At 44.2% G+C, this 25,955-nt stretch carries 20 protein-coding genes and 2 pseudogenes; 16 read left to right on the top strand and 6 right to left on the bottom strand.

Annotated elements, in window-relative coordinates:
• The first annotated feature begins 250 nt into the window (after window positions 1-250).
• The 8 genes and pseudogenes from HC643_RS11655 to HC643_RS11620 all read left to right on the top strand — a co-directional run bounded on the left by HC643_RS11655 (window position 251) and on the right by HC643_RS11620 (window position 10,740).
• Window positions 251-849: pseudogene (locus HC643_RS11655) on the top strand (Uma2 family endonuclease).
• 240 nt (window positions 850-1,089) lie between these two features.
• Entirely contained in the window at window positions 1,090-4,062 is a 2,973-nt protein-coding gene (gene cas10 / locus HC643_RS11650; protein WP_038086145.1) for a type III-B CRISPR-associated protein Cas10/Cmr2, read from the top strand.
• A gap of 271 nt (window positions 4,063-4,333) precedes the next feature.
• Complete coding sequence (locus tag HC643_RS11645) at window positions 4,334-4,711, top strand: four helix bundle protein (RefSeq protein WP_038109565.1); 378 nt, start codon at window positions 4,334-4,336, stop codon at window positions 4,709-4,711.
• A 103-nt stretch (window positions 4,712-4,814) separates the two neighbouring features.
• Window positions 4,815-5,918: a type III-B CRISPR module-associated Cmr3 family protein gene (locus tag HC643_RS11640; RefSeq protein ID WP_237265867.1), complete on the top strand. Its 1,104-nt coding sequence runs from the start codon at window positions 4,815-4,817 to the stop codon at window positions 5,916-5,918.
• A gap of 26 nt (window positions 5,919-5,944) precedes the next feature.
• Entirely contained in the window at window positions 5,945-6,832 is an 888-nt protein-coding gene (gene cmr4, locus HC643_RS11635) for a type III-B CRISPR module RAMP protein Cmr4 (RefSeq protein WP_038089411.1), read from the top strand.
• 26 nt (window positions 6,833-6,858) lie between these two features.
• A complete protein-coding gene (locus HC643_RS11630) occupies window positions 6,859-7,266 on the top strand; it encodes a hypothetical protein (RefSeq protein WP_050045695.1) in 408 nt (135 codons plus the stop codon).
• On the top strand, window positions 7,266-8,996 hold the full coding sequence (locus HC643_RS11625; RefSeq protein ID WP_038089414.1) for an RAMP superfamily CRISPR-associated protein: 1,731 nt from the start codon (window positions 7,266-7,268) through the stop codon (window positions 8,994-8,996). Before HC643_RS11630 ends, HC643_RS11625 begins: the two co-directional genes overlap by 1 nt.
• Window positions 8,997-9,195: 199 nt before the next feature.
• Window positions 9,196-10,740, top strand: a complete 1,545-nt coding sequence (locus tag HC643_RS11620) for a hypothetical protein (protein WP_038089416.1) — start codon at window positions 9,196-9,198, stop codon at window positions 10,738-10,740.
• Window positions 10,741-10,822: 82 nt separating this feature from the next.
• Here the strand turns inward: HC643_RS11620 and HC643_RS11615 are convergent, their stop codons facing one another.
• Genes HC643_RS11615 through HC643_RS11605 form a run of 3 tightly spaced genes read right to left on the bottom strand, consistent with a single transcriptional unit; the run spans window position 10,823 to window position 14,669 of the window.
• Window positions 10,823-13,108, bottom strand: coding sequence for a xanthine dehydrogenase family protein molybdopterin-binding subunit (locus HC643_RS11615; protein WP_038089420.1), 2,286 nt, complete (start codon window positions 13,106-13,108; stop codon window positions 10,823-10,825).
• On the bottom strand, window positions 13,105-14,100 hold the full coding sequence (locus tag HC643_RS11610; protein ID WP_038089422.1) for an FAD binding domain-containing protein: 996 nt from the start codon (window positions 14,098-14,100) through the stop codon (window positions 13,105-13,107). The genes HC643_RS11615 and HC643_RS11610 overlap by 4 nt, the downstream gene beginning before the upstream one ends.
• Window positions 14,097-14,669: a 2Fe-2S iron-sulfur cluster-binding protein gene (locus HC643_RS11605; RefSeq protein WP_082051691.1), complete on the bottom strand. Its 573-nt coding sequence runs from the start codon at window positions 14,667-14,669 to the stop codon at window positions 14,097-14,099. Before HC643_RS11605 ends, HC643_RS11610 begins: the two co-directional genes overlap by 4 nt.
• Window positions 14,670-15,500: 831 nt before the next feature.
• On the opposite strand from HC643_RS11605, the pseudogene HC643_RS11600 reads away from it, so the two are divergent.
• Window positions 15,501-15,749: pseudogene (locus tag HC643_RS11600) on the top strand (cytochrome P450); the annotation flags it as partial.
• Window positions 15,750-16,088: 339 nt separating this feature from the next.
• Here the strand turns inward: HC643_RS11600 and HC643_RS11595 are convergent.
• The 3 genes from HC643_RS11595 to HC643_RS11585 form a co-directional block, all read right to left on the bottom strand.
• Entirely contained in the window at window positions 16,089-17,627 is a 1,539-nt protein-coding gene (locus HC643_RS11595) for an amidohydrolase family protein (RefSeq protein ID WP_038089429.1), read from the bottom strand.
• A gap of 52 nt (window positions 17,628-17,679) precedes the next feature.
• Window positions 17,680-19,044: an LLM class flavin-dependent oxidoreductase gene (locus HC643_RS11590; RefSeq protein ID WP_038089431.1), complete on the bottom strand. Its 1,365-nt coding sequence runs from the start codon at window positions 19,042-19,044 to the stop codon at window positions 17,680-17,682.
• Between the two features lie 204 nt (window positions 19,045-19,248).
• Window positions 19,249-19,668, bottom strand: a complete 420-nt coding sequence (locus HC643_RS11585; RefSeq protein WP_038089433.1) for a thioesterase family protein — start codon at window positions 19,666-19,668, stop codon at window positions 19,249-19,251.
• Window positions 19,669-19,731: 63 nt separating this feature from the next.
• Here HC643_RS11585 and HC643_RS11580 point away from each other — a divergent pair, with 63 nt between their 5' ends.
• From HC643_RS11580 to HC643_RS11550, 7 genes are all read left to right on the top strand, one after another.
• Window positions 19,732-20,136, top strand: coding sequence for an HNH endonuclease (locus HC643_RS11580; protein ID WP_038089436.1), 405 nt, complete (start codon window positions 19,732-19,734; stop codon window positions 20,134-20,136).
• A gap of 173 nt (window positions 20,137-20,309) precedes the next feature.
• Entirely contained in the window at window positions 20,310-21,062 is a 753-nt protein-coding gene (locus HC643_RS11575) for a hypothetical protein (RefSeq protein WP_038089439.1), read from the top strand.
• Window positions 21,063-21,254: 192 nt separating this feature from the next.
• The gene (gene psbA / locus HC643_RS11570; RefSeq protein WP_038076523.1) at window positions 21,255-22,337 is read left to right on the top strand and encodes a photosystem II q(b) protein; all 1,083 of its coding nucleotides are present in this window, start codon (window positions 21,255-21,257) and stop codon (window positions 22,335-22,337) included.
• 517 nt (window positions 22,338-22,854) lie between these two features.
• Window positions 22,855-23,316 carry a lipocalin-like domain-containing protein gene (locus HC643_RS11565; protein ID WP_050045694.1) on the top strand — a complete coding sequence of 154 codons (462 nt, stop codon included), beginning with the start codon at window positions 22,855-22,857 and terminating at the stop codon, window positions 23,314-23,316.
• 144 nt (window positions 23,317-23,460) lie between these two features.
• Window positions 23,461-23,685 carry a hypothetical protein gene (locus tag HC643_RS11560; RefSeq protein WP_137986265.1) on the top strand — a complete coding sequence of 75 codons (225 nt, stop codon included), beginning with the start codon at window positions 23,461-23,463 and terminating at the stop codon, window positions 23,683-23,685.
• 370 nt (window positions 23,686-24,055) lie between these two features.
• Complete coding sequence (locus HC643_RS11555; protein ID WP_050045693.1) at window positions 24,056-24,658, top strand: TetR/AcrR family transcriptional regulator; 603 nt, start codon at window positions 24,056-24,058, stop codon at window positions 24,656-24,658.
• Between the two features lie 142 nt (window positions 24,659-24,800).
• Window positions 24,801-25,796, top strand: coding sequence for an aldo/keto reductase (locus tag HC643_RS11550; RefSeq protein WP_038092135.1), 996 nt, complete (start codon window positions 24,801-24,803; stop codon window positions 25,794-25,796).
• Window positions 25,797-25,955: the final 159 nt, after the last annotated feature.

The raw sequence follows: 25,955 nt of genomic DNA, 5'->3' as shown, positions 1-25,955 counted from the left end.
TATCAAAAGCTGGAAATCAATTATTCATCAGCTTTTTAGCCGCTTTCTACTTTGCTTTTGGTTTATTTGTTCATGCCAACTCAATGCCCAATTACTGAAAAAATTTGTGTACTTTTATTTACATATATTGGAAAAGAATTATGTGACTCTTTATACTACATTTTGAAGTGCGGAATGTGGGTTATTCCGTTCCTTAGCACTTAAAACTGTCCCTACTTGCTAGGGAAACTAATTGATTGGAAATAATCACATGACATTTGAAGAATTCGTGAAATGGAAACCCGCAGGTGGAAATCGTTACGAACTACATGATGGAGTCATTATTGAAATGCCACAACCACTAGGAAAATATGAAGAAATTATAGGATTTATAGCTCTTTACTTACCTTTGAGTATATAAGATTAAAACTCCCTTTCTTTATACCTAAAGTAGCATTAGTGAAACCTTTAGAAAATGAATCTGGTTATTCACCGGATGTGCTCGTACTAAACCGTAATAATTTAGTGAATGAACCGCTATGGGAAAAAGAGTCTACTGTAACTCAAGGTGATTCCATTCCATTAGTTATTGAAGTCGTTAGTACAAATTGGCGGGATGACTACTATACAAAGTATGGAGTCTACGAAGGTATGAAAATTCCTGAATATTGGATTGTTGATTATTTGGCTTTAGGTAGTAAAAAATTTACTGGCAATCCCAAACAACCCACTATCTTTATTTATTCTTTGGTTGAAGAGGAATATCAAATGATGCAGTTTCGGGGACGCGAACGCATCGTATCACCCACATTTCCAGAGTTAAACTTGACAGCAGAAGATATCTTTGCTGCTAAGGGATTTCCAAATTAAACAATCTCCAAATTCTTCTTGTCGCAGTCCGTCGCATTAAATTCAAGATGAAAAACACAAAACTTTAAAAAAGTCAACAAAAAGAAAATATCCATTTGAGGTGTCGTTTGTAGCTGAAAACCTTACGGGAAGCCAGTTTGGATAATCAAAATCTTTCTTCAGAAATATTGGCTGTTATTGGACATTCAGGGATATCAATTCATACAATCCATACTGGATACCACAATAAGGAATTCGCCTGTGTCAGAAGCATACTGGCAAGCTAAAATCTGGGGATTACTCCATGACCCCGTGCTAAAAGCACTACATAACAATGGATCGGGACGAGGTGAAAATAGCTTCTGGCAACAATTGCCAGTGATGCAAAATTGGGTTGACAACGGCTGGAACCCTGAATCTTCAGGAGGTACAGTCATGAAACACATTCACCAAGCAGACTGGATTTCTTCAGCTAGCGATCGCGGTGCCATCGGCAGTATCATTCAAAGTGTCAGCTACAATGACAGGGGCTTGGAAATTGCCCACCTACTTTCGGGAGCCAAACTAGACTTCAAAATTCCACAGCACTCGGAAGTCCTCAAAAACCGACGCGAATATCTCCAAAAACAAGAACAAAACTTGTTGGATAAAATTCCCACCGAAGCAAAGAAAAAGGAAAATTACAAACAGCTCCACTGGTGGCTGTGGCGTTGTTTGCCAGAAGCTGTTTGCCAAGAATTTCAGGATAAATCTCTCATCCTAATGCCTGCGGAAACCCGCTTTCCAGACAGTTCCATTTGGAGTCACGCCAGTATAACAGCCGCCCTTTCAGGTGCATTAGCCGGATACGATCTGACAACAGAACAACTCAAACGTTGGTCTTCACAAAATACCCTATCCCATCCCTACTTAGCAAGCTTTACCTTCACGCCAGTCCAAGAACTGATAAAAGCCAGTCGCAAAATGCGCGATTTCTGGGCGGGTTCTTGGATACTGCACTACCTTTGTGCCAAAGTCTCCTGGCAACTGGCTTTACAATACGGTCCCGATACCTTGTTATATCCCAGTCTGTTCCAACAACCACTCATAGATCACTGGTTGTTACAAAAATACCCAGATTTTAAAGACTGGATCGATAAACCATGCGATCGCAAGCTCCTAACAGCAGGATTTCCCAACGTTATAGTCCTCATTCTGCCAAAAGACAAAGTTAAAGCAGCCATGCAAACGGCAGAACAGACAGTCAAGCAAGCATGGCAAGAAATTAGCAAGTTAGTTTTTGAAGAATTACAAGACAACCGTCATTGGATGCCAAACTTACAAGCCGATAGCAAAACATGGGAAGGCTGGCTGCAATCCCAATGGCAGTTTTACTGGGCTGCAATGCCTATTGGTAAAGACGAAAAAGGCTTACAGCTAAAAAATACCATTTGTTTTGAAGAAGAAAAAGAAACCTTATTCCAACAATGGATAGATACCCAAAACCAAGCCTATAACTTACAAGACGAACAAACACTCTTTAAACCAAAAGAACGAGAATTTCTTCTAGAAGCTGCCAAACTCCGTTTTGACACTCAACACAGAAAATTTAGCATCAATGTTGGTTCTTGGTGGGCTAGCATTTTCGATCAAACCAGATACACTTTAACATCAGTCAAAAATGCCCGAAACTGGCAACTTCCAACAGCCTTTGGTCCTCGTTCCACCGTATCCGGTATTGGTCCCGTTGTTCATCCCCAACAAGACTGGGTGAGTGAAGGAGACACCAAAAAATGCTGGCAAAGACAAGCAGGCTTGTTTGATGGTAGAGAACAACTCAATGCTACCGAAACCGTCAAGCGCTGTTTGGAGAAAATTCTGCCAGAATTATTAACTTTAGAAGATACCGAACAAATAGAAGCCTCTTACCCAGATTTGACAGCCGGAGTTGCAGGCTATCTCAAAGTCATGGAAGAGACAGAAAGACTAGACCATTGGAAACACTTCAACCAAGCTTGTCAAACCATCATGCATGAGTTCGAGTGGACTCAAGAAGTCATAGAAGGTATGAGAAGCAAATGGGGAATTCCTTGGATAGATAATCGCCGCACCTTACCTAAGAAAAATCATCCCCGTCTGCTGAATGCAGGCTGGTTGGTAGAGGATGGCGAAGCACCAAACATTGAAGAACTCAAACAAGATTACCGTTGTAGCATTCAAAAAGTCATAGATAGGTTCTATCCCAACAACAACCCTGCAAGTTGGTACGTGCTAGCAGCTGGGGACGGTGACGGAATGAGTCAATGGCTTAAAGGAATACCACTCAAAGATTACCTTGATTACATCCCCCAAGATTTAAAGAATCAAATTCAGAAAATGGAAGAGGGTGACAAGGAGAGAAACCAATCAATAGCCCAGCGCTTTAAAGAGTTTCTCACAACTCAGAAACGCATCGGACCTTCCACTCACAACGCTCTCAGCCGTGCTTTGTTGGACTTCTCCAATGAACTTGTTCCTTACCTGACCGAACAACGCTATGCGGGACGCCTGATATATGGCGGTGGTGATGATGTCTTAGCCTACACCAATCTTTGGGAATGGGATAGATGGCTTTGGGATATCCGCCAATGTTTCCAAGGAAAAGAAGATCCAAGAGGTGAGTTTCAAAGCCGGGGTGATTACTGGCAATTACCAGCAACTCATTCCGCCAATTCTATTGCCAAACGACCTTTATTTACAATGGGGGAACGAGCAACAATTAGCTTTGGGATTGCGATCGCGCATCATTCCGTACCCCTTGCTATTACGTTAGAGAATATGTGGGAAGCAGAAAAGGAAGCAAAAGACCATATATCTCCTGATGGTAAAGCAAAAGATGCCGTCCAAGTACGGGTTTTGTACGGTAATGGAAATATTCTCAAAGCAACTGCTAAGTTTTTAGTATTTCATAAATGGCAAGAATTACTGAATCTAGTTGATATAGATGCTGCCATTTTTGAACAAGCTGCTAATTTGTGGAGCCAACATCCCGCACCCGTAAAAGAAGCTGTTGCACCTTGGACACACGCCTTTTGCGATCGTCGGGAACTTTTACAAGGGGATGGGGATTTGAAAGAGAAGTTTCAAAAAGCTTTGTTTGAGTTTTTGGAAGTTTGCTTTATTGAACCACAGAGACGCAAAGAGGGGGATACAGAGGTAGAGCTTTGGTTAAAGCTTGCAGCTTTTACTGTCCGACAAAGAATTATAGAATTATGAATTATGAATTATGAATTATGAATTGGGAATAATAAAGGATGGATTCATGACAGGGAAAAATTATGAATTGGAAATAGGACTTACCCATAGTCCCCCTTTGTAAGGGGGGTTGGGGGGATCGACAACATATAAAATACCCAAATGGCGTTGAGATTGCGTAAGTCTTAGAAAATAATAAAGGATAGCGTGATAACAGGAAAAAATTATGAATTATGAATTATGAATTATGAATTGGGAATAATAAAGGATGGAGTCATGACAGGAAAAGTTTATGAATGATGGGAATATAAAAACATGGGATATTCGAGAGCGAACTCTTGAGTATGCTTTAAGAGCCATCAAATTATTTCAGTATATCCAAGGACAAAAAGATGAAGCAGGTAATATAATAGGAAAACAATACTTAAGATCGGCAACTTCCATTGGAGCCAATATACAAGAAGCTCAATCCGGTGAAAGCAAACCTGATTTTATTCACAAGTTAACCATTGCCCAAAAAGAAGCTAGAGAAAGTTTATATTGGCTTCGGTTACTAGCTAAATCGAATATTGTTACTAGCGATCGCCTAAACCTTCTTATGCAAGAGAACGAGGAAATTATTGCAATAATTACAGCAATTATTGTCAAAACCAAAAAACACAAAATTTAGCGATATCTATCCTTCTTCTCAAACTCCCCAATTCATAATTTTCATCATTCATAACTTTCATCATTCATAACTTTCATAATTCATAATTCATAATTCATAATTCATGATGTATTGGTATACGGTAACGGCTTTAGATGTTTTGCTGTTTCGAGATGCAAAACCTTTTACTCCTGGGGAACGGGCTTGGGCTGGTAGTGTATTTCCTCCTCACGGTCATACTATTGCTGGGGCGTTAAGTGCTTTAATCAACCGGAAGGGGAGTAAATTTAGACTTGCGGGACCGTTCTTTTGCTTTGGTGGAGAGACTTTGTATTTTCCCCGTCCGTTGGGATTTGTAGGGACAACTCCATTAATTCCCATAGACTGGGATAAAGGTTCGCACTTGCATCAAGCAATGACCGATCCCTATCAACCCCGTCCGTTAGTTAAACCATCTTGGCGTCAGCACGGCGAAAGTATTTCCGATAAGTACCGTCAATATTTACCTTTTGAGGTTGTTGAGGAGTACCTGAAGACAGGGGAAATTCAACCGATACATTGGCAAGTCAAATATTCCGGAGAAAACAAACCCTGGACAGTGGAAACTCGTTCTCATAACGCCATTGCAGAAGGGACAAAACAAGTCAAAGACGCAGACGGTTATTTTGTAGAGAATGCCATTCGCTTGCTTCCCGGTTGGAGTTTAGCCATTGGTATAGATCGAGAAATAGACACTCCCACAACACTGCGTTTGGGTGGAGAGGGACATCGAGCCATTTTACTCCGGTGTCCGAACTTAGACGAACAGTGGAATGCGTTGCAAGATTTATCTGACCGGAATTTCCAAACGGATGGTAAATCCCTTGCTTACTTGGTGACACCCGGAGTCTTTGAACGTAAAGACAGCAATAACGGTCGAGAGGTTTGTCTGTGTCAACCTTCGCCTTGGGAGTGGAGATTAGCCCATACAGCCAATCGCAACCAAACCCCAGGGGAGTTAGTCAGTTTTGCAACAGACAGACCGATACCGATCGGTTGTCGGTTTCGTGACAAAGACGAATCCAGTCAAAGCATTCCCGCACCGCAAGTGTTTGCTGCACCCCCCGGTACTTTATATTACCTGAATCAACCTCAATCATTGTTTCAAGATAACCCCAATACTAAAGTCCACTCCTGGAGACAGCTTGGTTATTCAGAATTACTGTGGATTGCGTACAAACATAACTAACACACATAAAGTAAGTGAGAACAAAAATGACAGATTTTCGGATTGGGTATATGTACAGTCTTGCTCCAATTCACTGTGGTGGAGAAGGAGATTTAGGTAATATTTTAGAAATTGCCAGAGAAGTACACACAAATTTTCCCTATATTCCTGGTTCTTCTTTAAGGGGAACTCTTAGGGAAGAAGTTACACTCTTAAATGGGAGTGCTGCAAACGTTTTATTTGGTAAAGAATTAGACCAACAGGGTCAAATGGGTGTACATCAGGTATGGTTTGGTGATGCACGCTTATTGTGGGTTCCGATGCGAACCATGTCAATGAATGGAGGTCGAGATGTCTTTTGTTGGGTCAGCTGTCACTCTCTGATTCGAGATCATGCACTTGTTGCACGCCAAGAAACTGTATTATTTTCTAACGAGCCTGTTGGAACTATACCGGGAAATTACGTAGTAGCTGATGCTCGGATTCAGGTAGGTCGTTTGTCTGACAAGCAAAAAGAAGTACTATCTTTAGCAGGAACGTGGTCAGATTCTTTGAGAAATGCTGTTCAACCTACTTGGGAACAAAACCGTATTGTCTTACCTGATGCTGATTTTCAAGTTTTAATGGAACACTCTCTCTGGACACAAATTCGCAATAAAATACAAGACGAAACAGATGGAGTTAATCAAGCGGGTTCAGCCGAGGTTTTTTGGACAGATGTTTGCATTCCCAGAGATACTATTCTTTATTTCCCTTGGGGTTACAGTTTGCTGAAAGATAAAACTGTTACATCAGATCAACATAATTTGCTGATAGGTGTTTTGCAAGGATTACTTCAGATTGGAGGTCAAGCAAATGTGGGACGTGGATGGGTTCAGGGGTGGACTGGTAACACCGCAGTCCCTTCCCAGTTAAACATTGCCGTAAAAGTATAAAAAAGTACATAAAAAATTGTAAAGATATGTCTTCTTCTTTGAAAATATTGCCAGAACAAATCAGCTTGAGTGCTCACAAACACATTCAAACTTACTTGCGTACTGCCCGAAAACCAAAAATAGATAAAAATGACCTTACAGCTGTCTTACGTTTGTCTCAGCATTTGAGAGTATTCGGATTGCTATCAGCAGTTGGGTATGTAAACCAGTCAAATGCCCAGAGGGGTGAAGTCCGCGATCGCACTGTACCTGTGTGGGAGTCTTTACTCGGTCAGATGATAGATGAAGCCGAACTTCCACAACGAGAACAGTTAAGGGAGAGAGTTGTACAAATGGCTAACGAGGAACCGCAACGATATTTAGTTATGTGGCGTACATCTCTGATTTTAGCCAATCATTGGAATTTTTGGGCAAGAGCCTATCAGGAGGATTAATGTATTCTGGACTGAAATTGATTGAGTTATTAGAAAAACAACATCAACTGCGATCGCAGTCTGGCTTGTTCAAAAAAGATACCTTCACTCTGCTGTGGCGTACTAAGGTTGGCTCTTTTCCTCATCCAGACTTAGAAACAATGGTTTCTGCTGGTGAACCCTGCGGTGCATGGCACATCAATAATGGTCGTCCCGAAGATAAACGTAACGTTGGGCAAAACTGGGAACAACTCAAATGTTTGCCCCTCAACGGTTACATACCGGGATCTTCTATTCGAGGATTAGTCAGAGCGTGGGCAAAACAACGTCCGGAAATTCTACCAAGAATGAACGAACTTTTAGGCTATCAGAACAACGATCTCATCAGCCCTGGTAAGATAGAGTTTCTAGATGCTTGGCCCTCTCAACCAACTAAATTAACCTTAGATATTGTCAATCCTCAAGAGACGTTTCAAATCTATCACGAAGGACAAGGAACGCCTTTGTCCCTCTATACTTTGGGTAATGGTGAAGATGAAATTACAGTAACGGTAGCTATCCGAGGAATTCCCGGACAAGTCACAGATGACGATGTGCAAGAAGTCTGGGAATGGGTCCAGCAAGCACTTGGCGTATATGGTGTTGGGAGTCGGACTGCTTCTGGGTATGGAACTGTTGAATTCTCAAGATCCCTTAAACTGGAAACTGACCCCGGTTATGCAGTAAAGCAGTTTGAATTTAACCTTTACAGTCAGGGTAATGCGGGTCCGAGTATGACAAGCATGGAGTTACGCCCTTCTCATTGGCGGGGTTGGTTGCGGGGTTGGGTATTGCGATTTTTTTTAGGTGTGATGTCTGAAGACGATGCACAAAAAACCGTTGGTGAACTGTTTGGTACTTTACAACCAGAAAGCCACAAAGGTTGCGTGCGAGTGCAAATGTTTCCGAGACAAACTTGGTGCGATCGCTCCTCCAATCAACCTAGCTTCTATCAATGGAAAGGAAGATTGCAAATCAGCGCTCCTAGCGAAATCTTAAATAAAGTTATTCTACCCATCATTCGATTTGCCGTTATGGTAGGCGGGGTAGGTCGTGGTTGGCGCAGACCATTGCACATCTTCCATATGAATAATGGTAAAAGTGCCGCAAGAGGAACCTATTTAACCTTAACCCATAAGGTTAAAAATAAAACAACTAACAACTGGGAAAATAAATCTTATGGCTTGCCTCTAGACACCAGTACTTGGCAAAAAGCATACTCTGACTGGCGTATAGCTGTTCAACAACTTTGGAATGATAGAGTTTTGTTGAATAACAATAACATAACTGCAGAAGTTTTCTCTCCAGCAACGTGTGCTGTTTATGTTGTTCCCGGTCCCGACACAGATCCGTTAAACTCTCAGGAAAAGTGTTGGGAGCAATCACGTGACGCAGAAGCTACCCGTGGAGATGGTATGTACCTCATTTATCAGCAAAATGCTCCGCGAAACTACAAGCGCAACCCCGATCTTGGTGGGAATGCTGCGGGTGGAGGAAATGCTCATTGTTCCTGGGTCAGTATTAAACGCGTCAAAATACCCAATAAACAGGAAGAGACAGACTGTCAAGAAATCGTCTGTTTGTTCATGGGAGGACAAACACCAAATGGCGATCGTGTCCGCTCTCGCTTTTTGCGAGACCTCAACAATTTGACTGGTGCTGTGCATTTATTTGGCGTGAGTGCTGTTGCTGCTCAAGAGCCAGTTCCTTAGATGATGCTCTACAAACAAAGTCCGCGTAGGCGGACTTCGCTTGTGTAGCCGCGATTTCAATCGCATGGTGTTTCAAATTGAGATGTTGTAAGACTTCGCTTGTGTAGCCGCAATTTCAATCGCATGGTGTTTTAGATGTTGTACGACTCTACAAACATCTTTTGGGTATAAATAACAACAATACTACTCATTTTTTTATATGAATACTATCTCAACAGACTGCGATCGCGCAGACACTTTAATCATCACTGTGGGGACTCGTCAAATAGGATGGCGCTGTAAAGATGGAGTGATTCGTTCTTTTGGTGCTGATGGTAATATAAGCTATCCGCATCATGTTAATGAACTTTATCAAGAACTGGGGCTGGAACGCGGTAATCATGAAGAACAAGATAAAACTTATCCTTGGAGTGCAAAAGATTTAGGCAAACGCTATTACGAACACTGTACGGAATGGCTTGGCGGAGACTTTAGCCAAGTAGAACTTCTTTTAGACCATACAATTATTACCACAGGAGTTGAACGGGGGTTAAAACATATCATTTTGTGGGGAACCGATCAACCAGAAACAGTTTCTTGGTTTTACCGACGATTGGATACTGTTTGGCTAGCAGCATTAATGGCTGGGAAAATCAAAAGTATTTGTCCTCATGTGAGAATCGATGTCCACGCCCCAAAAATTAGCGCCAATGATAGCGATGCAATTCGTCAAGAATTAGAAGTCTTAATCTTACAAGAAGCATTGGATTTTTTCTCACCTGTAGAAGATAAAGAGTTAGTACTGTGGGTACAAAACAAAGGTTGTGCGCCTGCTATTGCATCGGGAGTGGAAATTTGTGCAGCCGCTTTAGCCCGACAGTGTGAAGTGTACAATGCTAGCCCTCAAGAGCCGGAGTTATTTTTTGACACTTTACCTAATGGTTCCAGAACAGCAATGCACTCTCAAAGTTTTAAACTGATTCCTATGGGAGAGCATTTCTGGTCTTTAGAACGGATGCGGGTGATATCTGCTTGGGAAAGAGGGGACTTTTCCGAAGCACAACTGTGGTTAAAACCCCACCAAAGTCGATATAAAAGTTTGTATAAATTAGCAGGTATTCTAGCATTATATACCAACTGGGAAACAAAAAAATTTTTAATAGCGATCGAGAATTGGGTACGTTCCAATGATGTTGCAAAAGTTACTAGTAACGAACAAATTCAAGCTTGGCAAGAACAATTGCATCAATTTAATAACAGTCAATTGATTAAAACTTGGGAATCTTCTTTTCTCATCGAAATTCCATTGTTGAAAAGGAATTACTCTACAGCCTTCATGCAATTTACTCAGATTGTAGAGAGGTTGTTATGCGTACAATGTGATGAACAAAACTGGATGAGTAGAGGCTATATTACTCAAATACCAGGTCAAAACTATCCACCATCACTGCTAGAATTAATTGAAGGTTGGCGCAGATCTCACAATTTGTCCGAAGATAATAAGTGGTACAAGTTACTCAACCGCATTCGCAAAAAACGCAATAAAGTTGTTCATTATGCCGAATCCTTAACTTTTGCCCAAATTCGGACCATTTGGGCAGAATGTGGTTTATTTACAGCCTCCTCTTCAGAAGAATCAGAGGTAATAAAATCGTTGATGTTCTCTGTTCTCAAACAAGTTAGCCCTGGTGTCAAAATAGAAAATTTGTTAGTTCCATCTCTCTATAAATGGGGCTTAGATTTGTTGAAATCAAGCCCCAGTTAAGGAATGGCGATCGCCGTCGATCGCCATTCCTTAACTTTCTTTAAAGAAAATTCGACTGACCGCGTGTATCACCTCATCTTGCTCAAAACAGTTTATCAAGTGTAATCGGCAACTCTCTAATACGTTTGCCCGTGGCGTTAAAAACCGCGTTAGCGATCGCAGCCGCCACGCCCGTGATGCCAATTTCGCCAATGCCGTGTACGCCTGAAGGAGCGTGTTTGTCGGGAATATCGTTGTAAATAATTTCAATATGCGGCACGTCGAGATTAACCGGAACGTGATATTCGGCGAGTGAGGCATTCATGATTCGCCCCTTTCGCTCGTCAAATAATGTTTCTTCGGTTAGCGCCATTCCAATGCCCATAACAATGCCGCCGCGAAACTGACTCGTCGCAGTTTTCGGATTCAGAATTTTTCCGCAGTCGAATGAACCCAACCATCGCGAAACACGCACTTCGCCAGTTTCTTCGTTGATGCGGACTTCGCAGAACTGTGCGCCGTATGAACCCATCGAATATTCCATCATCTCCGAAGGCTCGCCCGATGTCGCTTCCGCTTCAACATATTTTTGCCCAACACGCTGCAAGATCGACGTGTAAGTTTCGCCTTTTGATGCATCTTTCTTGCTAAAAATGCCGCCGTCACGCACCTCGATGTCTTCGTACTTCAAACCCGAAAGCGGTGAATCGTCCCCAGTTAGCGCGAGCAGTTCGCGCACAACCTTTTCAATCGTTGCTGCAATCCCTGCAATGTTACTGGCAGTTTGATTCGAGCCGCCAGCAAACGGTGCCTGGGGTAAATTTGAATCGCCGTATTCAAACGAAACTCGCTCGACTGGCAACCCCAATCTCTCTGCTGCATGTTGAATCTGCACCGTTGCCGTTCCCATGCCCATCTCGTGTGCTGAGGTTTGAACGACTGCCGTACCGTCAGCAGAAATTCGCACGCGAGCGGTTGAAACGAAACGATAATAGGGATAATAAGCTGTCGCCACGCCCTGCCCAACAAGCCATTTACCGTCCTTTTGCGATCGCGGTGCTTGATGGTTCCAACCGAATTTTTCTGCTCCACGCTGGTAAGCCAAGGTCAAATTACGCATCGAAAATGCGACATCTCTTACCGGATCTTTTGTTGGCTCGTTGATGCGCCGGAGTTCTATCGGATCGATTTTTAGTTCGTAAGCCAGTTCGTCAATCGCCGACTCTAACGCGAAGGTGCCGATGGATTCACCGGGCGCACGCATAAAAGTATTTGCCACCGTATCGAGATTGACAACTTTCTGTCCGACGTAAAAATTTTCCGCAGCATAAAGATGTCGCGCTGGAAAGGTGAACTGTTCGGGGAAATTGTTATGCGTCGTTGTAGCCGTGATACCACTGTGAATGAGGGCAGTGAATTTTCCGTCTTTACCAGCACCGAGTGCAACGCGCTGTTCCGACGGGGTGCGCCCGCCGACAATGCGAAAAACGCCTTCGCGTGAAACGGATAGTTTCACCGGACGGCTGACAACTTTCGCTGCCATCGCGCAAAGTGCCGTATTCCACCACATCGTGCCTTTACCACCGAATCCACCACCGACAAACGGCGAGATGACTCGCAGGGCTTCGGGTTGAATGCCGAAGATCGCAGCGAGGGTATATCTTAAGTTGTGAATACATTGCGTACTGTCGAAAACGGTTAAACTTTCATCATCGTGCCAGACGGCAACAGTCGCGTGCGGCTCGATCGCATTGTGGTTATAGCGTGGCGTGCTATAAAGATTGTCAACCTTAAATTCTGCCGCATCTAATGCGTTTTCCGCGTCGCCGATTTTGATTTCAGGCGGCTCCCCAAGAATATTCTCAGGCGTTTTGGCAATCTTTTTCAAAGCGTCAAAAGAAACTTCCGCCTCTGCCGTTTCATATTCAACTTTAACAAGTGTGGCAGCTTCTTCCGCCGAATCCTGCGTTTCAGCAACGATGACAGCGATTGGCTGACCGTTCCAATGCACATCTGCTTCCTGTAATATCGGCAGATCGCTCGCCGCCGAACCATCGCCGCCACTTGGATTGAACAGCAACGGGTCGTTCATTTTCGGAGCATTTTCGTAGGTGACGATCGCCAAAACACCGTCTGCTTTTTCGGCTTTCGATACGTCGATTTTCGCAATCTTTCCTTTTGTAACCGAACTGTAAACAAGCGCAGCATAAGCCGGATTTTCAACATTATACTCCGCCGAGAAAAGAGCTTCACCTTTGACTTTCAATCGCCCATCAACGCGGCTCAAAGGAGTTCCGATGGGACTGCGCCGATTTTGAGATAGCGGAGCGGGTTCTTTGTCGGGCGCATACTGCATGACGGTTTCCATAATTTTCTGCATATCGCTCATCGGTTTGTTCCTCCTTGTTCCGCCAGTTCCTTCAGCACGCCAACAATCACCCGTTTCGCCAATTCGATTTTGAAACTGTTGTTGGCAAATCCCCTCGCGTTTTCTAATTCAGCTTCCGCCCCACGCCAGAAATTTTCTTCAGTTGCAGGTAAACCCAGCAAAACTTCTTCTGCTGCAAATGCCCGCCAAGGTTTATGCGCCACGCCACCAAGCGCGATTCGCACGTTTTTAATTTGGTGATTTTCGATTTCCAAAGCACCCGCCACGCTCACCAATGCAAAAGCGTAACTCGCTCGATCGCGCACTTTTTGATAAAGCGAATTTTTGGCGAAATCGTTTCGAGGAATTTCAATTGCCGTAATCAATTCACCATCTTGCAACGCGGTTTCAATGTGCGGCGTATTTTCGGGAAGACGGTGAAAATCATTGAACGCAATTTCGCGGCTGCCGTTTGCGCCTCGAACCAAAACTCGTGCATCAAGGGCGGCGAGCGCTACGCACATATCCGATGGATGTGTGGCAATGCAGGCATCGGATGCGCCTAAAATCGCGTGAATTCGATTAAAACCGTCGATCGCATCGCAGCCCGTACCGATTTCGCGTTTGTTGCATCGTGCCGTGTTGTCATAAAAATAATAACAGCGCGTTCGCTGCAATATATTGCCACCGACGGTTGCCATATTTCTGATTTGTCCCGACGCACCAAAGAGAATGGCTTGGGAAAGAACGGGAAATTTCTCGCGGATTGTTTCGTGATTGGCAAGGGCAGTGTTTTTCACCGCCGCACCGATTCTGATTGCGCCGTCGGCAGTTTCTTCGATTTCAGCAGGCAAATGCGTCACATCCACCACGGCATCTAATCGCTCGATGTTTTCGCGCATCAAATCAACCAGATTCGTTCCGCCACCCAAAAATTTTGCGTTTGCGTTTTGTCCGATTAAATTTATCGCTGCGTCTGCGCTTTTGGCTTTCTGATAAATAAAATTTTTCATCGTGCCGCCTCCCGATCGAATGCGGTGTGAATCGCTTCGGTAATGCCGACGTAAGCACCGCAGCGACATAAATTGCCGCTCATCCGTTCTCTGATTTCTTCATCGGAAAATTCATATTCTCCGTTCATACTAGGCGAAACTGCGCTCGGCAGATTTTGCTGAAATTCTTTGAGCATTCCGATCGCAGAACAAATCTGTCCGGGAGTGCAGTAGCCGCACTGAAACCCGTCGTGTTCGACGAAGGCAGCTTGTAGCGGGTGCAGTTCGCCGTCATTTGTCAAGCCTTCGATTGTAGTGATTTCCACACCTTCGTACTGAACGGCGAGTGCTAAACACGAATTGATGCGCTCGCCGTCAACCAGTACAGTACAGGCACCACACGCCCCCTGATTGCACCCTTTCTTCGTTCCCGTGAGTCCAGCAAACTCGCGCAAAGCGTCGAGCAAAGAAACACGCGGCTCGATTTGTAAATTGTAAACTGCACCGTTAATTTTTAAGTTGACCGCTATCTTGCTTGGCGACAAATGTGCCATGCCAACAGCGTTTTCGTCAGCTAATTGTTGACTCATAATTATATTCCCTTCAATCGTGTTGTCAGCAGCGATAGCGTCAGCGCAAGCTGAAAGAGGGCCTTATCGCCTTTGGCGCAAGCCGTACCCGGCTTATCGCGCCAAGGGTGAGGCGATCGCTTGAGTTGACATCAACCCAAAGTTGTAGAAACCTCCACAACGGTTTCTATCATTTTCTACATAATATCTATATATTTTTGCCTTCCTTTCGACCGATCTCTAAGCCTTAGGAGGAGATTGATTCTCTGCACGGTATTCTTAAGGCAATAGTCGTTTGCTGCTGAAGAATTCGATAAGATTCAAATAATTTTAGTGACCGACACAACTGGAAATAGCGGTCTGGAGCTTCTCAAGCGTCTTGTCTTGCAAAACGCACAAGCCCGCAGACAGTGTGCAATTCTGTCTTCTTATATACTAAGTACAAATAGACTTACCCCCGCTTACTGATTCCATCTCTCATATCGTGTCCGGGTGATTAGTGATAACAAAGGCTCTCCGAGTTCGCCCTCCCTTGTTCGCCAGTAACCAGTTTTTAATTGATTGGCGCTCGCTACGGAAGGAGAGTAAATTTAGACTTGCGGGACCTTTGTTTTGCTTTATTGGAGAGACTTTGTATTTCCCCCGCCCGTTGGGATTTGTGGGGACAACTCTATTAGTTCCCATAACTGGGATAAAAGTTCGCACTTGCATCAAGCAACGATCGATCCCTATTAACCCCGTCCGTTAGTTAAACCATTTTGGAGTCAGCATAATGAAGGTATTTCAGATAAGTACCTTAAGAAGGCACAAAACAAGTCAAAGATGCAGACGGTTATTTTGTAGAGAACTTAACAATTTTCTCCCTACGAGTATTTGCCTTTTGGCGCTGGTGTCAGACGCTGCATTGGTTTAGCCTTTGCCCAATTTGAAATGAAAATAGCACTAGCTAAAATCCTCTCTAATTTAGAATTAAAGCTAGTTGATAATGGTGAAGTGAAACCTAAACGACGTGGTTTAGTAACCGCACCCGATCGCCCAATCAAACTAATTGTGACTAATAAGCGTCAAGTGAAATCTCGTGGTTTAGAAACTGTAGCGTAACCGTAAGAATAAAATTCTGACGCTCTACAAAAAAAGTCCGCGTAGGCGGACTTCGTTTGTGTAGCCGCGATTTCAATCGCTTGGTGTTTTAAATTGAGATGTTGTACGACTTCGTTTGTGTAGCCGCGATTTCAATCGCCTGGTGTTTTAAATTGAGATGTTGTACGACTTTGCTTGTGTAGCCGCGATTGCAATCGCTTGGTGTTTCAAATTAAGATGTTGTACAACTCTACAAACATCTTTTTAGGGGCGATCGCATTTGTTCTAAAAGAGTTTGAAAACACGCCATAGGTGTATCGCAGGTATAGACAGCGCAACGACAAATACAAATGCAGTTATTTACACCACTGCCAAGTTCTTATCCACTGGCTCGGAATCAATATTGCCTACCTGAGATTCAATCGCCGTACCCTTGAAGAACTCAGGGTTAGCTTCGGTGTAGAACTTGTAGGGATTGGCGAAGACAAAGGACTTGAAGTCACCTTCGGAAATCACACCTTCTGTAACGAGTTCCCAACTTTCAGCCAGTGGTGCGGTTAGATCGGGTACATCCCAATGACCGACATCTGAGGAATAGATGGCGTTAATCTTGACACTTAATGGATTGGCTTTGTCGTTGAATGCTGCTGCTACGGTGCGATCGTCAGACTCGGAACCAAAGAAGAAATTGTTCACCCAGCGATCGCGAATATCCTCTATTGTTTCAATACCTGCTGCTGCAAAATCATCCAATTCGCTACCAATTGGCTGACGGCTGTGACGGCTGAATGAAGAACCCAGGACGCTCTTTGTCAATTCTTCCTTGTTAAGAGAATGTCCTTGAGTAATTTCTGCACCATAGCGCTCAAACAACTCAAATAGCTCGTCAGAATTTGCCAGAGCGGGGTTGTAGTTTTGCAGTGCTTTCACATTGCGCTTGGAAAAGCGATCGACTAAATGAATATAGACATTAGCACCCCAAGCCGCACCACCTTCAAGCATAGCGACTCGCAACTGCGGAAAACGCTTGGTGACACCGCCGAAGAACAGTGCCTTAGCAAATGCTTCTGAGCCATCAGCAAAGTGACCGATATGGTTGTTCATGTAGTTGCTGATGGAAGAACGTCCCGTCCATCCCTGACTGCCGTAATGAGTAGTAACAGGCACACCGAGTTCCACAACTTTAGCCCAGAAAGGATCGTAGTTGTACTCGCTATCCAACCCGTAAAAATCGATATAGGAAGCGTATTTGGCAACTTCAGGAAATTTATCTGCTGGATACTTATCTGCGATCGCTTTGATAGGTCGTTTGACACCACCAGAAATATTGATAACCTTTAGCCCCAGTGTTTTCACGGCAAATTCTAACTCCTCAATGCCTTCTTGTGGAGTTGTCAATGTGATTCCAGCTACTGGTGTCAGGCGATCGCTGTATTTACGGTAAAGATCGGCATGATAGTGATTGATAGCACGTTGCAAGATTTGACGGTTCTCCAGGCTAGCGCCAACTGCTGCTAAAGCATTATTGGGAAAGAGTACTGAATAGTCCGAGCCCTGCTCTGCCTGACGCTCGTAAAGCAGCTCGGGGAGAATGTAAGTGGCAAGATCTAAAGTGTTGCGAGTCACTCTCGCCCACCAAGGCGAGCGAATTGTGCGGTTGTAATGGCGTTCTTCAGGAGTTTGCTGATACCAATCTTTGCCGTTAGTTTTGGAGTTGAGACGGGAGGCTTCTGTCTTACGCAGTTCATCCACCAGTTTCACGCCACCGTAGTTAGCAATGTAATCCTCAAGAGCCGGAGTGAAATCATTCGTGTGAACGTCAGTGTCGATTACCGGGTGATCCAGAGTTGCTCTGATTGCAGCAGAAGGTGAGGTCTTTAATCGGTTGTAGTTACTCATGTTTTTTCCTTCAAATAATTACAAATTCTTGCAGTATTTCTGGGAGTGTCAGTTAAGCTAACACCAATTTCTTGTCCTCTTGTTTAGCAGCAAAACGATTTCCAGGACGGCGCAGCCCAAGATTTTCACGCAAAGTACTGCCCTCGTACTCGGTACGGAACAGCCCGCGTTTCTGTAGCACGGGAATGACTAAGTTAACGAAGTCATCCAATCCTGTAGGTAAGATTGGAGGCATAATGTTAAAGCCATCAGCCGCATCGTTGTTGAACCATTCTTCTAGTTGGTCGGCAATGCTTTCGGGAGTGCCAAGTATGGTGCGATGACCTCGTGCGGTTGCAAGAGAGAGGTACAACTGGCGCAATGTCAAACTACCGCGAGTTGCTAAATCCTTCACGAGTTTGAGACGGCTCTTGTTGGCGTTGGTGTCCTCAGGTAGTTCGGGAGCCACATCGTCTAGGGAATACTTTGACAGATCGACACCTTTGTAATAGTTTTTCAAAATACCCCAGGCTACATCGGGATGTATTAAAGATTGCAGGAATTCATACTTTTCTCGGGCTTCTTCCTCAGTACGTCCAATTATTGGGAAAGCACCAGGCATAATTTTTAAATCGTCTGGCGATCGCCCATATTTTGCCAACCGACCTTTGACATCAGCATAAAATTCTCGTGCATCTGCCAGGGTTTGATTGGCAGTAAAAATCACCTCAGCAGTCCGTGCAGCCAAGTCCCGTCCTGGCTCCGAAGCTCCAGCCTGAACGATGACCGGGTAGCCTTGAGGCGGACGACCGACGTTTAAAGGACCTTGTACGGAAAAATGTTTGCCCTTGTGGTTGAGTGTATGCAATTTGTTGGAATCGAAGTAGATACCAGATTCTTTGTCACGGATAAAGGCATCATCTTCCCAACTATCCCACAGTCCTTTCACCACTTCCACAAACTCTTCAGCACGTTCATAACGCTCGCTATGTTCTGGGTGGCGATCGCGACCAAAATTAGCTGCAGCATTTTCATTGCCCGTAGTCACTACATTCCATCCCGCCCGACCCTGACTCAAGTAGTCCAAAGAGGCAAACTTACGTGCAAGGGTGTAGGGTTCTTCATAAGTGGTCGAGGCAGTTGCTATAAAACCGATATTTTGAGTTACAGAGGACAAGGCGGAGAAAAGGGTAACTGGCTCGAAATGGGCGACCTTACCATTGCGAAATTGAGTTTCCGGAGTACCGCCCCAAATTCCTACGCTGTCTGCTAGAAAAACTGCATCAAACAAGCCGCGTTGGGCGGTTTGAGTAATCTCCTTGTAATGCTCAAAATTTAAACCAGCATCTGCTTGTGAATCTGGGTGACGCCAAGCGGAAACATGATGTCCGGTGGCTTGAATGAATGCGCCCAAACGAATCTTACGTGTTGTGCTCATATGCTTTTTTCTTTTCTATAGTGTCAAGAAGAAGGCAGAAGGGCTTTGTCAGACGCTCATGACTCTATGCCAAGTAATTTACACATATGGATGCAAAAAAATACTACTGTTCTTCACAGTAGCATGAAATGCTAATGATTAGTTTATCGAACATTAAGTATTGCAAACAAATGTATTGACCAATACATTATTTCGCGCAAAGCATTATTCCAAGGATGTGGCATTGCGACGAGTTGCACCTGCGAGCAACCGCTCCACATTGACTACAGCACGTTTGTGCATACCCCGACCGATCTCTCCACCGTTATCCTCTGCCCAAATTTCAAAAACCCAAAGCTTATTCTCCCGTCCTACATAACGTGCATTGGCAGTGACAGCAATGCCGAGAGGTGTAGCAGCAGTATGTGAAACATCCACAGATACACCGACTGAGAGTTCATCTGTCTCTAAAAACTCTCGGAGGACACGGGCTGCTGCTGTTTCCATTAATGCTACCATTCGGGCAGTGGCAAACACTGGAGGAAATTTATCTTGAGATTCACGACTGATGCTACTGGCTAAATCTCGATCTTCAACCACTAACTGCGCTGATGCAGTGGTACCAATTTCAGGTTCACCAATCATAATCTGTTTAAAATCTTTAGCTTAAACCAAAAGAAGCCCCACACCTAACCACTAAGTGGCAGTGTGGGACGGACAGTTCGCTTAACGGGGGGAACCCCCGCACGCGACTGTCCTCATGAATTTTGGGGCAATCAAGTTGCGTCCTCCGACCCTTCGGGCAAGCAGCAACAAAAGGGTAAATGTCCTTGGTGTGGATTAAGCTTCCAAGATTGGGATGTAGTTGAAGAAGACCACAAAATCCCCAAAGCCCTAGGCGGTAAGGATGAATACAAAAATCTTCAATTATTACATCGGCACTGCCATGACGAAAAAACCGCAATTGACCTAAAAGAAATTAGGAGAAAAAATCAACTCAAATTCCTGAAGAAATTATCCCAATTCTGGGAGAAATTTGAATGGAATTGGATAAATGATATTCCCAATTTCATAAAGCAAAAGGTTAGGAAGCCTGACGTGACAAACGGATAACACACTGAGTAGCCGTGTGCGGTAAAAGCCGCAAGCACGGTTTTGGATGGGAGGGGTGCTACAGTAATGTACACCTCGACCCTATCGAAGTATTAAGAATACACCAAAAGCCTACACCGACCTGTACTCAGGCGGTGTAGGTAGTTCACCAGAGATTATGTACCATATCACCTATGGGATACACAACTGAATTCGCAGGCAAATTCCAGTTTCACCGTCCCTTGTTTGACTATCAAGCACTGTACCTTTTAGACTTTGCTCGTACCCGACGAGTTAAGCGATCGCACTCTATCTTATCCTCAATTCCCGATCCCGGTCGCGATGCTGTGGGTCTCCCTTTGGGCGAGGAAGGAGGTTATTTCATCAACGAATCACATCCACAAGCAGCCGACTCAGTTATTGATGAAAACCGTCCTCCTAAAGGACAACCCGGACTGTACTGCCAATGGCAACCCACTCCTGATGGATGTGGTTTGGAGTGGGACGGTCACGAGAAGTTTTATCGCTATGTTGAGTGGCTGCAATACCTAATCGTTCATTTCTTTGTCCCCTGGGACTATCAACTGAATGGAACAGTCACTTACTCAGGAGAAATGCCCTCAGATCGCGGACAAATCGTAGTGGTAGATAATCGAATTCTACAGCCACAGAATGCGGAAGAGAAGTTAGCCTTTGCCACCAGTCCTGTTTCAGTACCGCAAAGTGTATGGCTCGGACTTTACGCCGTTCATACTGCCGATCCTACTAAATTGGTCAGTTGGGTGGCAACTTTGCAACGGGCAATTGATTTAGGTTATCCCGAAACTGCTACTTGGATTGAAGAAAATCTTACCAAACTCTATGGAGCAGGAATAGATCGGGGCTTTCTTTCTATAGAAACGGGAGAGGTGTTTTTACCATCTTGCTACCCGATTGGTAATTGGTAACGCGATCCGAGCTGACGATGGGTTCATTTAACTTTTGAGCCAACACCGCTAAATAGTATAAAGTCCGCTTATGAGTTTTATTAGCTTTACTCAACTTAATTCTATTGTAAAGTTTAGTAAACAGATGTAAATTAAATTTATAGGCAAAAACGCCTACGCAAGTTTCTGAAAGCTTATTGCAATCATAAAACCATGACAGCAACCTTACAACAGCGCCAAAGCGCAAACGTATGGGAGCAGTTCTGTAACTGGATCACCTCCACCGAAAACCGCCTTTATGTCGGCTGGTTCGGCGTATTGATGATCCCTACACTGCTCTCCGCAGCCATCTGCTTCATCATCGCATTCATCGCTGCTCCTCCTGTAGACATCGATGGTATCCGCGAACCTGTTGCAGGTTCTTTGCTCTACGGTAACAACATCATCTCCGGTGCCGTTGTTCCTTCTTCTAACGCCATCGGTCTTCACTTCTACCCCATCTGGGAAGCGGCTTCCTTAGATGAGTGGTTGTACAACGGCGGTCCTTACCAGTTGGTAATTTTCCACTTCCTGATTGGCGTATTCTGCTACTTGGGTCGTGAGTGGGAATTGTCCTACCGCTTGGGTATGCGTCCTTGGATCTGCGTAGCATTCAGCGCACCTGTAGCAGCCGCTACCGCAGTCTTCTTGATCTACCCCATCGGACAAGGTTCTTTCTCCGACGGTATGCCCTTGGGAATCTCTGGCACCTTCAACTTCATGTTGGTGTTCCAAGCAGAGCACAACATCCTCATGCACCCCTTCCACCAGTTAGGTGTAGCAGGTGTATTCGGTGGTTCTCTGTTCAGTGCAATGCACGGTTCTCTGGTCACCTCTTCCTTGGTACGTGAAACAACTGAAACCGAGTCTCAGAACTACGGTTACAAGTTCGGACAAGAAGAAGAGACCTACAACATCGTCGCAGCACACGGCTACTTCGGTCGCTTGATCTTCCAATACGCATCCTTCAACAACAGCCGTTCTTTGCACTTCTTCTTGGCAGCATGGCCAGTAGTAGGCATCTGGTTCACCGCACTGGGCATCAGCACCATGGCGTTCAACCTCAACGGCTTCAACTTCAACCAATCGGTAATTGACTCACAAGGTCGTGCTATCGGAACCTGGGCAGACATCCTCAACCGCGCTAACCTCGGTATGGAAGTCATGCACGAGCGCAACGCTCACAACTTCCCCCTCGACTTAGCTGCAACTGAAGTTGCTCCTGTTGCAATCAGCGCTCCTGCTATCAACGGTTAAGGTTTAGGTAACACGGTTAATTTGTTAGTAATGCTGAACAAAGTCTAACTCATCGTAGCGCTCCCCAAAAAGGAGCGCTTTTTGTTTTGTTTATACAATTAAAACATCTGTTCTTCTTCAAAAAACCACATTTCTGCTAGAAGTGTTAAGCCAATCAACCAAAGAAAGCAAAAAGCTAAAAATATAACTATTCCCATATCTATCATCTCCCATACAATCTATCGCTTTCTTTTCCTTGCTCAACAAAGGAAAAGCCAGCCTGAAAAGACGACAATACCCAAGCTAATAGCTAATGGTCAAAAAGCAATTAGCCATTAGCCATTAGCCATTAGCCATTAGCCATTAGCTATTAGCAGTCTTCACTCTTATTTTTAGATTTCATTTAGGATTGCTGTATTAGCTATCGATCGCTAGGTTAACACTGATAAGAATGAAGGCAGTTTTTTGAAAATAATCTTTATATATTCAAGTACAATTTTTCTGTACCAATGTTGTGCTGCTTGACTTGGAGTTATTGATGTCTGCTGAAAGTAACCCTTTACTGGGAACTTGGAAGTTAATCTCAATCACTGCTACATATCCGGATGGTACTTCCAATTCCGAAGCCTATGGAGAAAACCCCAGAGGTTACATTACCTATACTGATGGGGGAAGGATGATGGTTCTTTTCTCGACAAGCGATCGCAAGCCATTCAGTAGAGATATACTGACACCACTGGCTGTAGATTTAGACTTAGTATCAGTAGAAGAACGCGCACAAGCATTTTCTACGTTTAATGCATATGCAGGTACATATACGCTAAATGGGAACACAGTAACTCATGATATTGAAGTAGCATCAATTCCCAATCGAGTAGGCAAAGATTTAGTTCGCACTTTTACCGTGAACGGGAACCAAGTTACACTCAAAACACAACCTATTATCAGTAACGGTACACTCACGTCCCTTGAGCTAGTCTGGGAACGTCTAGAAGCGTAATTAAAAAAAGGAGCTACAGGACGGAAGCCCCTGAGATTTACCAAATCTTTACTGATGTAGAACACTAGATTTTTATTTTCTCTCAGAAAAATACACGGGCAATAGTGAAGTTGTATGACAAGTGTTCTTTCTGAGGTACATACAATGAAGCCGCAATATCTTATAGCTCCATTGATAACGGTAGGAATAATATCTATATTTGCCAACTACGGACAAGGATATAATTTCTTACATCTTGTCAATAATCCTGCTAGAATCGTCAAAATTCTAAAAAATGAGCACCTAGAAGCTCGTATACCACCAAATCGGGGCATTCCTACCGGTCGGGAAAGTGGCAGTAGCCGTCAATTAAAGTGGGAGAACCAATAAACCAATAAAATTAGCATTCATGCTTAACAAAGACGTCTAATAAAACAATTTTTCTGCCACTTGAAGAATACAGACAAAAATATAAACGTTTTAATAAACAAGTCGAAATTCTTATACCATTTCTGTATAAAGATACATCTAATTAGCCCGCGCAGGCGCTGAGTCCAGCACTGCAGGCGGGTTTCCCCCAACCCCACTTTGTGGGAACTCCAAAACCGCCCTTGTAGCGCCTGCCGTCCACATTTCTAATGTGAGGGAATTCTCAGCGCAACCTCATATAGAATTGGTATTACATCATCAGGATTTGCTAACAGAATTAATAATCCAGTGGCAAAATGTGTTAGTGAGAAAGTAGCAATTGATAACTGGAATGGCGCAAACAGAACGGACTGCTCGAGAAACACAAGAACTCATTTTGGCAACAGCTGAAGCCCATCTCCGACGGTATGGCTACGCCCGAACTACGGTTAGTGAAATTGCGCGTGCTTGTAAAATGTCGCATGCCAACGTTTATCGCTTCTTCAAAACTAAAGCGGATGTTATGGATGCCGTTGTGCAACGTTGGTTTAGCGGTGTTGAACAAGCTTTACAAGAAATGACTCAAAAACCGAATTCTGCTGCGGAGTGCCTCGAAGCCTACGTCTTAGGGCTATATCGGCTCAAACGCGACAAACTAGCCGCTGAGCCAGAACTTTTTGACGCGTATCTTGCCATTCTGGAAGTTGACCGCACGGCACCCAAGCATCACTTGCAGGTGTTATCTTCCATCCTTCAAGGAATTTTGACCCGTGGAGTCGAAAGTGGAGAATTCCAAATTGCCGATCTCTCTCTGGCAACTATCGCAATAAACGCTGCTACCCTTAAATTTCACCACCCCCTGATGATTCGAGAATGTGCTCATGAGCCACTCGAAGAACAGGCGATCGCAGTTGTCAAATTACTCACCGTATCTCTAACAGCAGGAAAAATATAGTCACAACAAGCATTGTGACATTTTTCAATATCTGTTAGTTGTCACATTACTAGCTTGCGTGATACGATAAACTCGTAAAGGTTATTACAAGTTACAAAATTTGTAATTTGTAATGTAATGAGACACAAAGAAATCAAAACTTATGAAATACCGCAAACTTGGAAAATCTGATGCTCAAGTCTCGGCTTTGGGTTTGGGCTGTATGGGTATGTCGGATTTTTATGGTGGAAAGCAAGCGAACGATACCGAAAGCATCGCGACGATTCGTCATGCAATTGAACTCGGCGTAAACTTTCTCGATACAGGAGATTTTTACGGAGTTGGACATAACGAAGAGCTAATTCGCCAAGCAATCAAAGAAGTTCCACGCGATCGCGTTTTTATTGCCGTGAAATTTGGTGCTTTGCGAAACTGGGATGGAAATTTCATTGGTTATGATAACCGCCCTGTCGCTGTGCGTAATTTTCTGGCTTATAGTTTGCAACGTCTGGGAGTAGATTATATCGATTTGTACTATCCAGCCAGAGTCGATCCGAATTTGCCAATTGAAGAAACCATTGGCGCGATCGCAGAACTGATACAGGAGGGCAAAATTCGATACGCCGGACTATCAGAAGCGGGTGCAGATACCTTGCGCCGTGCGGTACGGGTTCATCCCATCGCGATGTTGCAAACCGAATATAGCCTTTGGACGCGGGAACCAGAAACAGATGTATTGCCTGTTTGTCGAGAACTGGGAATTGGATTGGTAGCTTACTCACCTCTCGGACGTGGGTTTTTGACTGGAACGATTCAAAAACCTGAAGACTTTGCACCCGATGATTTCCGCCGTCACCTACCACGGTATCAAGGTGAAAATTTTGAACGCAATTTACAACTTGTGGCAAAAATTAAAGAAATCGCAACTGAAAAAAACTGTACCCCCGCACAACTTGCTCTTGCATGGCTGCTAGCACGAGGCGAAGACATCATACCGATTCCTGGAACAAAACGGCGCGATCGACTTGAAGAGAATCTACAAGCGATCTCAATTGAATTAAGTGATAATGATATGCAGCGAATTGAAGATGCTGCACCGATTGGAGCCACGAGTGGAACGCGCTACCCAGAAGCAGTTATGGACACGGTCAATCGATGAACAGATCGACCGATTTGTCATAATATCCAAATTGGGCTTTAACTTGTTTCTTACACGCCTTTTCCATTAACAAGAATTGTTGGGTTTTGTTCCTCAAACGCCACGCCATCCCCGCACGTGAGTGGCTCCCCAAGCTACCTCTCCCCCCTCTCCCTTGTC

Source organism: Tolypothrix bouteillei VB521301 (assembly GCF_000760695.4).
Classification (GTDB): Bacteria; Cyanobacteriota; Cyanobacteriia; order Cyanobacteriales; family Nostocaceae; genus Scytonema; species Scytonema bouteillei_A.
The sequence above is the reverse complement of the archived record's forward strand: the minus strand, read 5'-3'. Positions and strand labels throughout refer to the sequence as shown.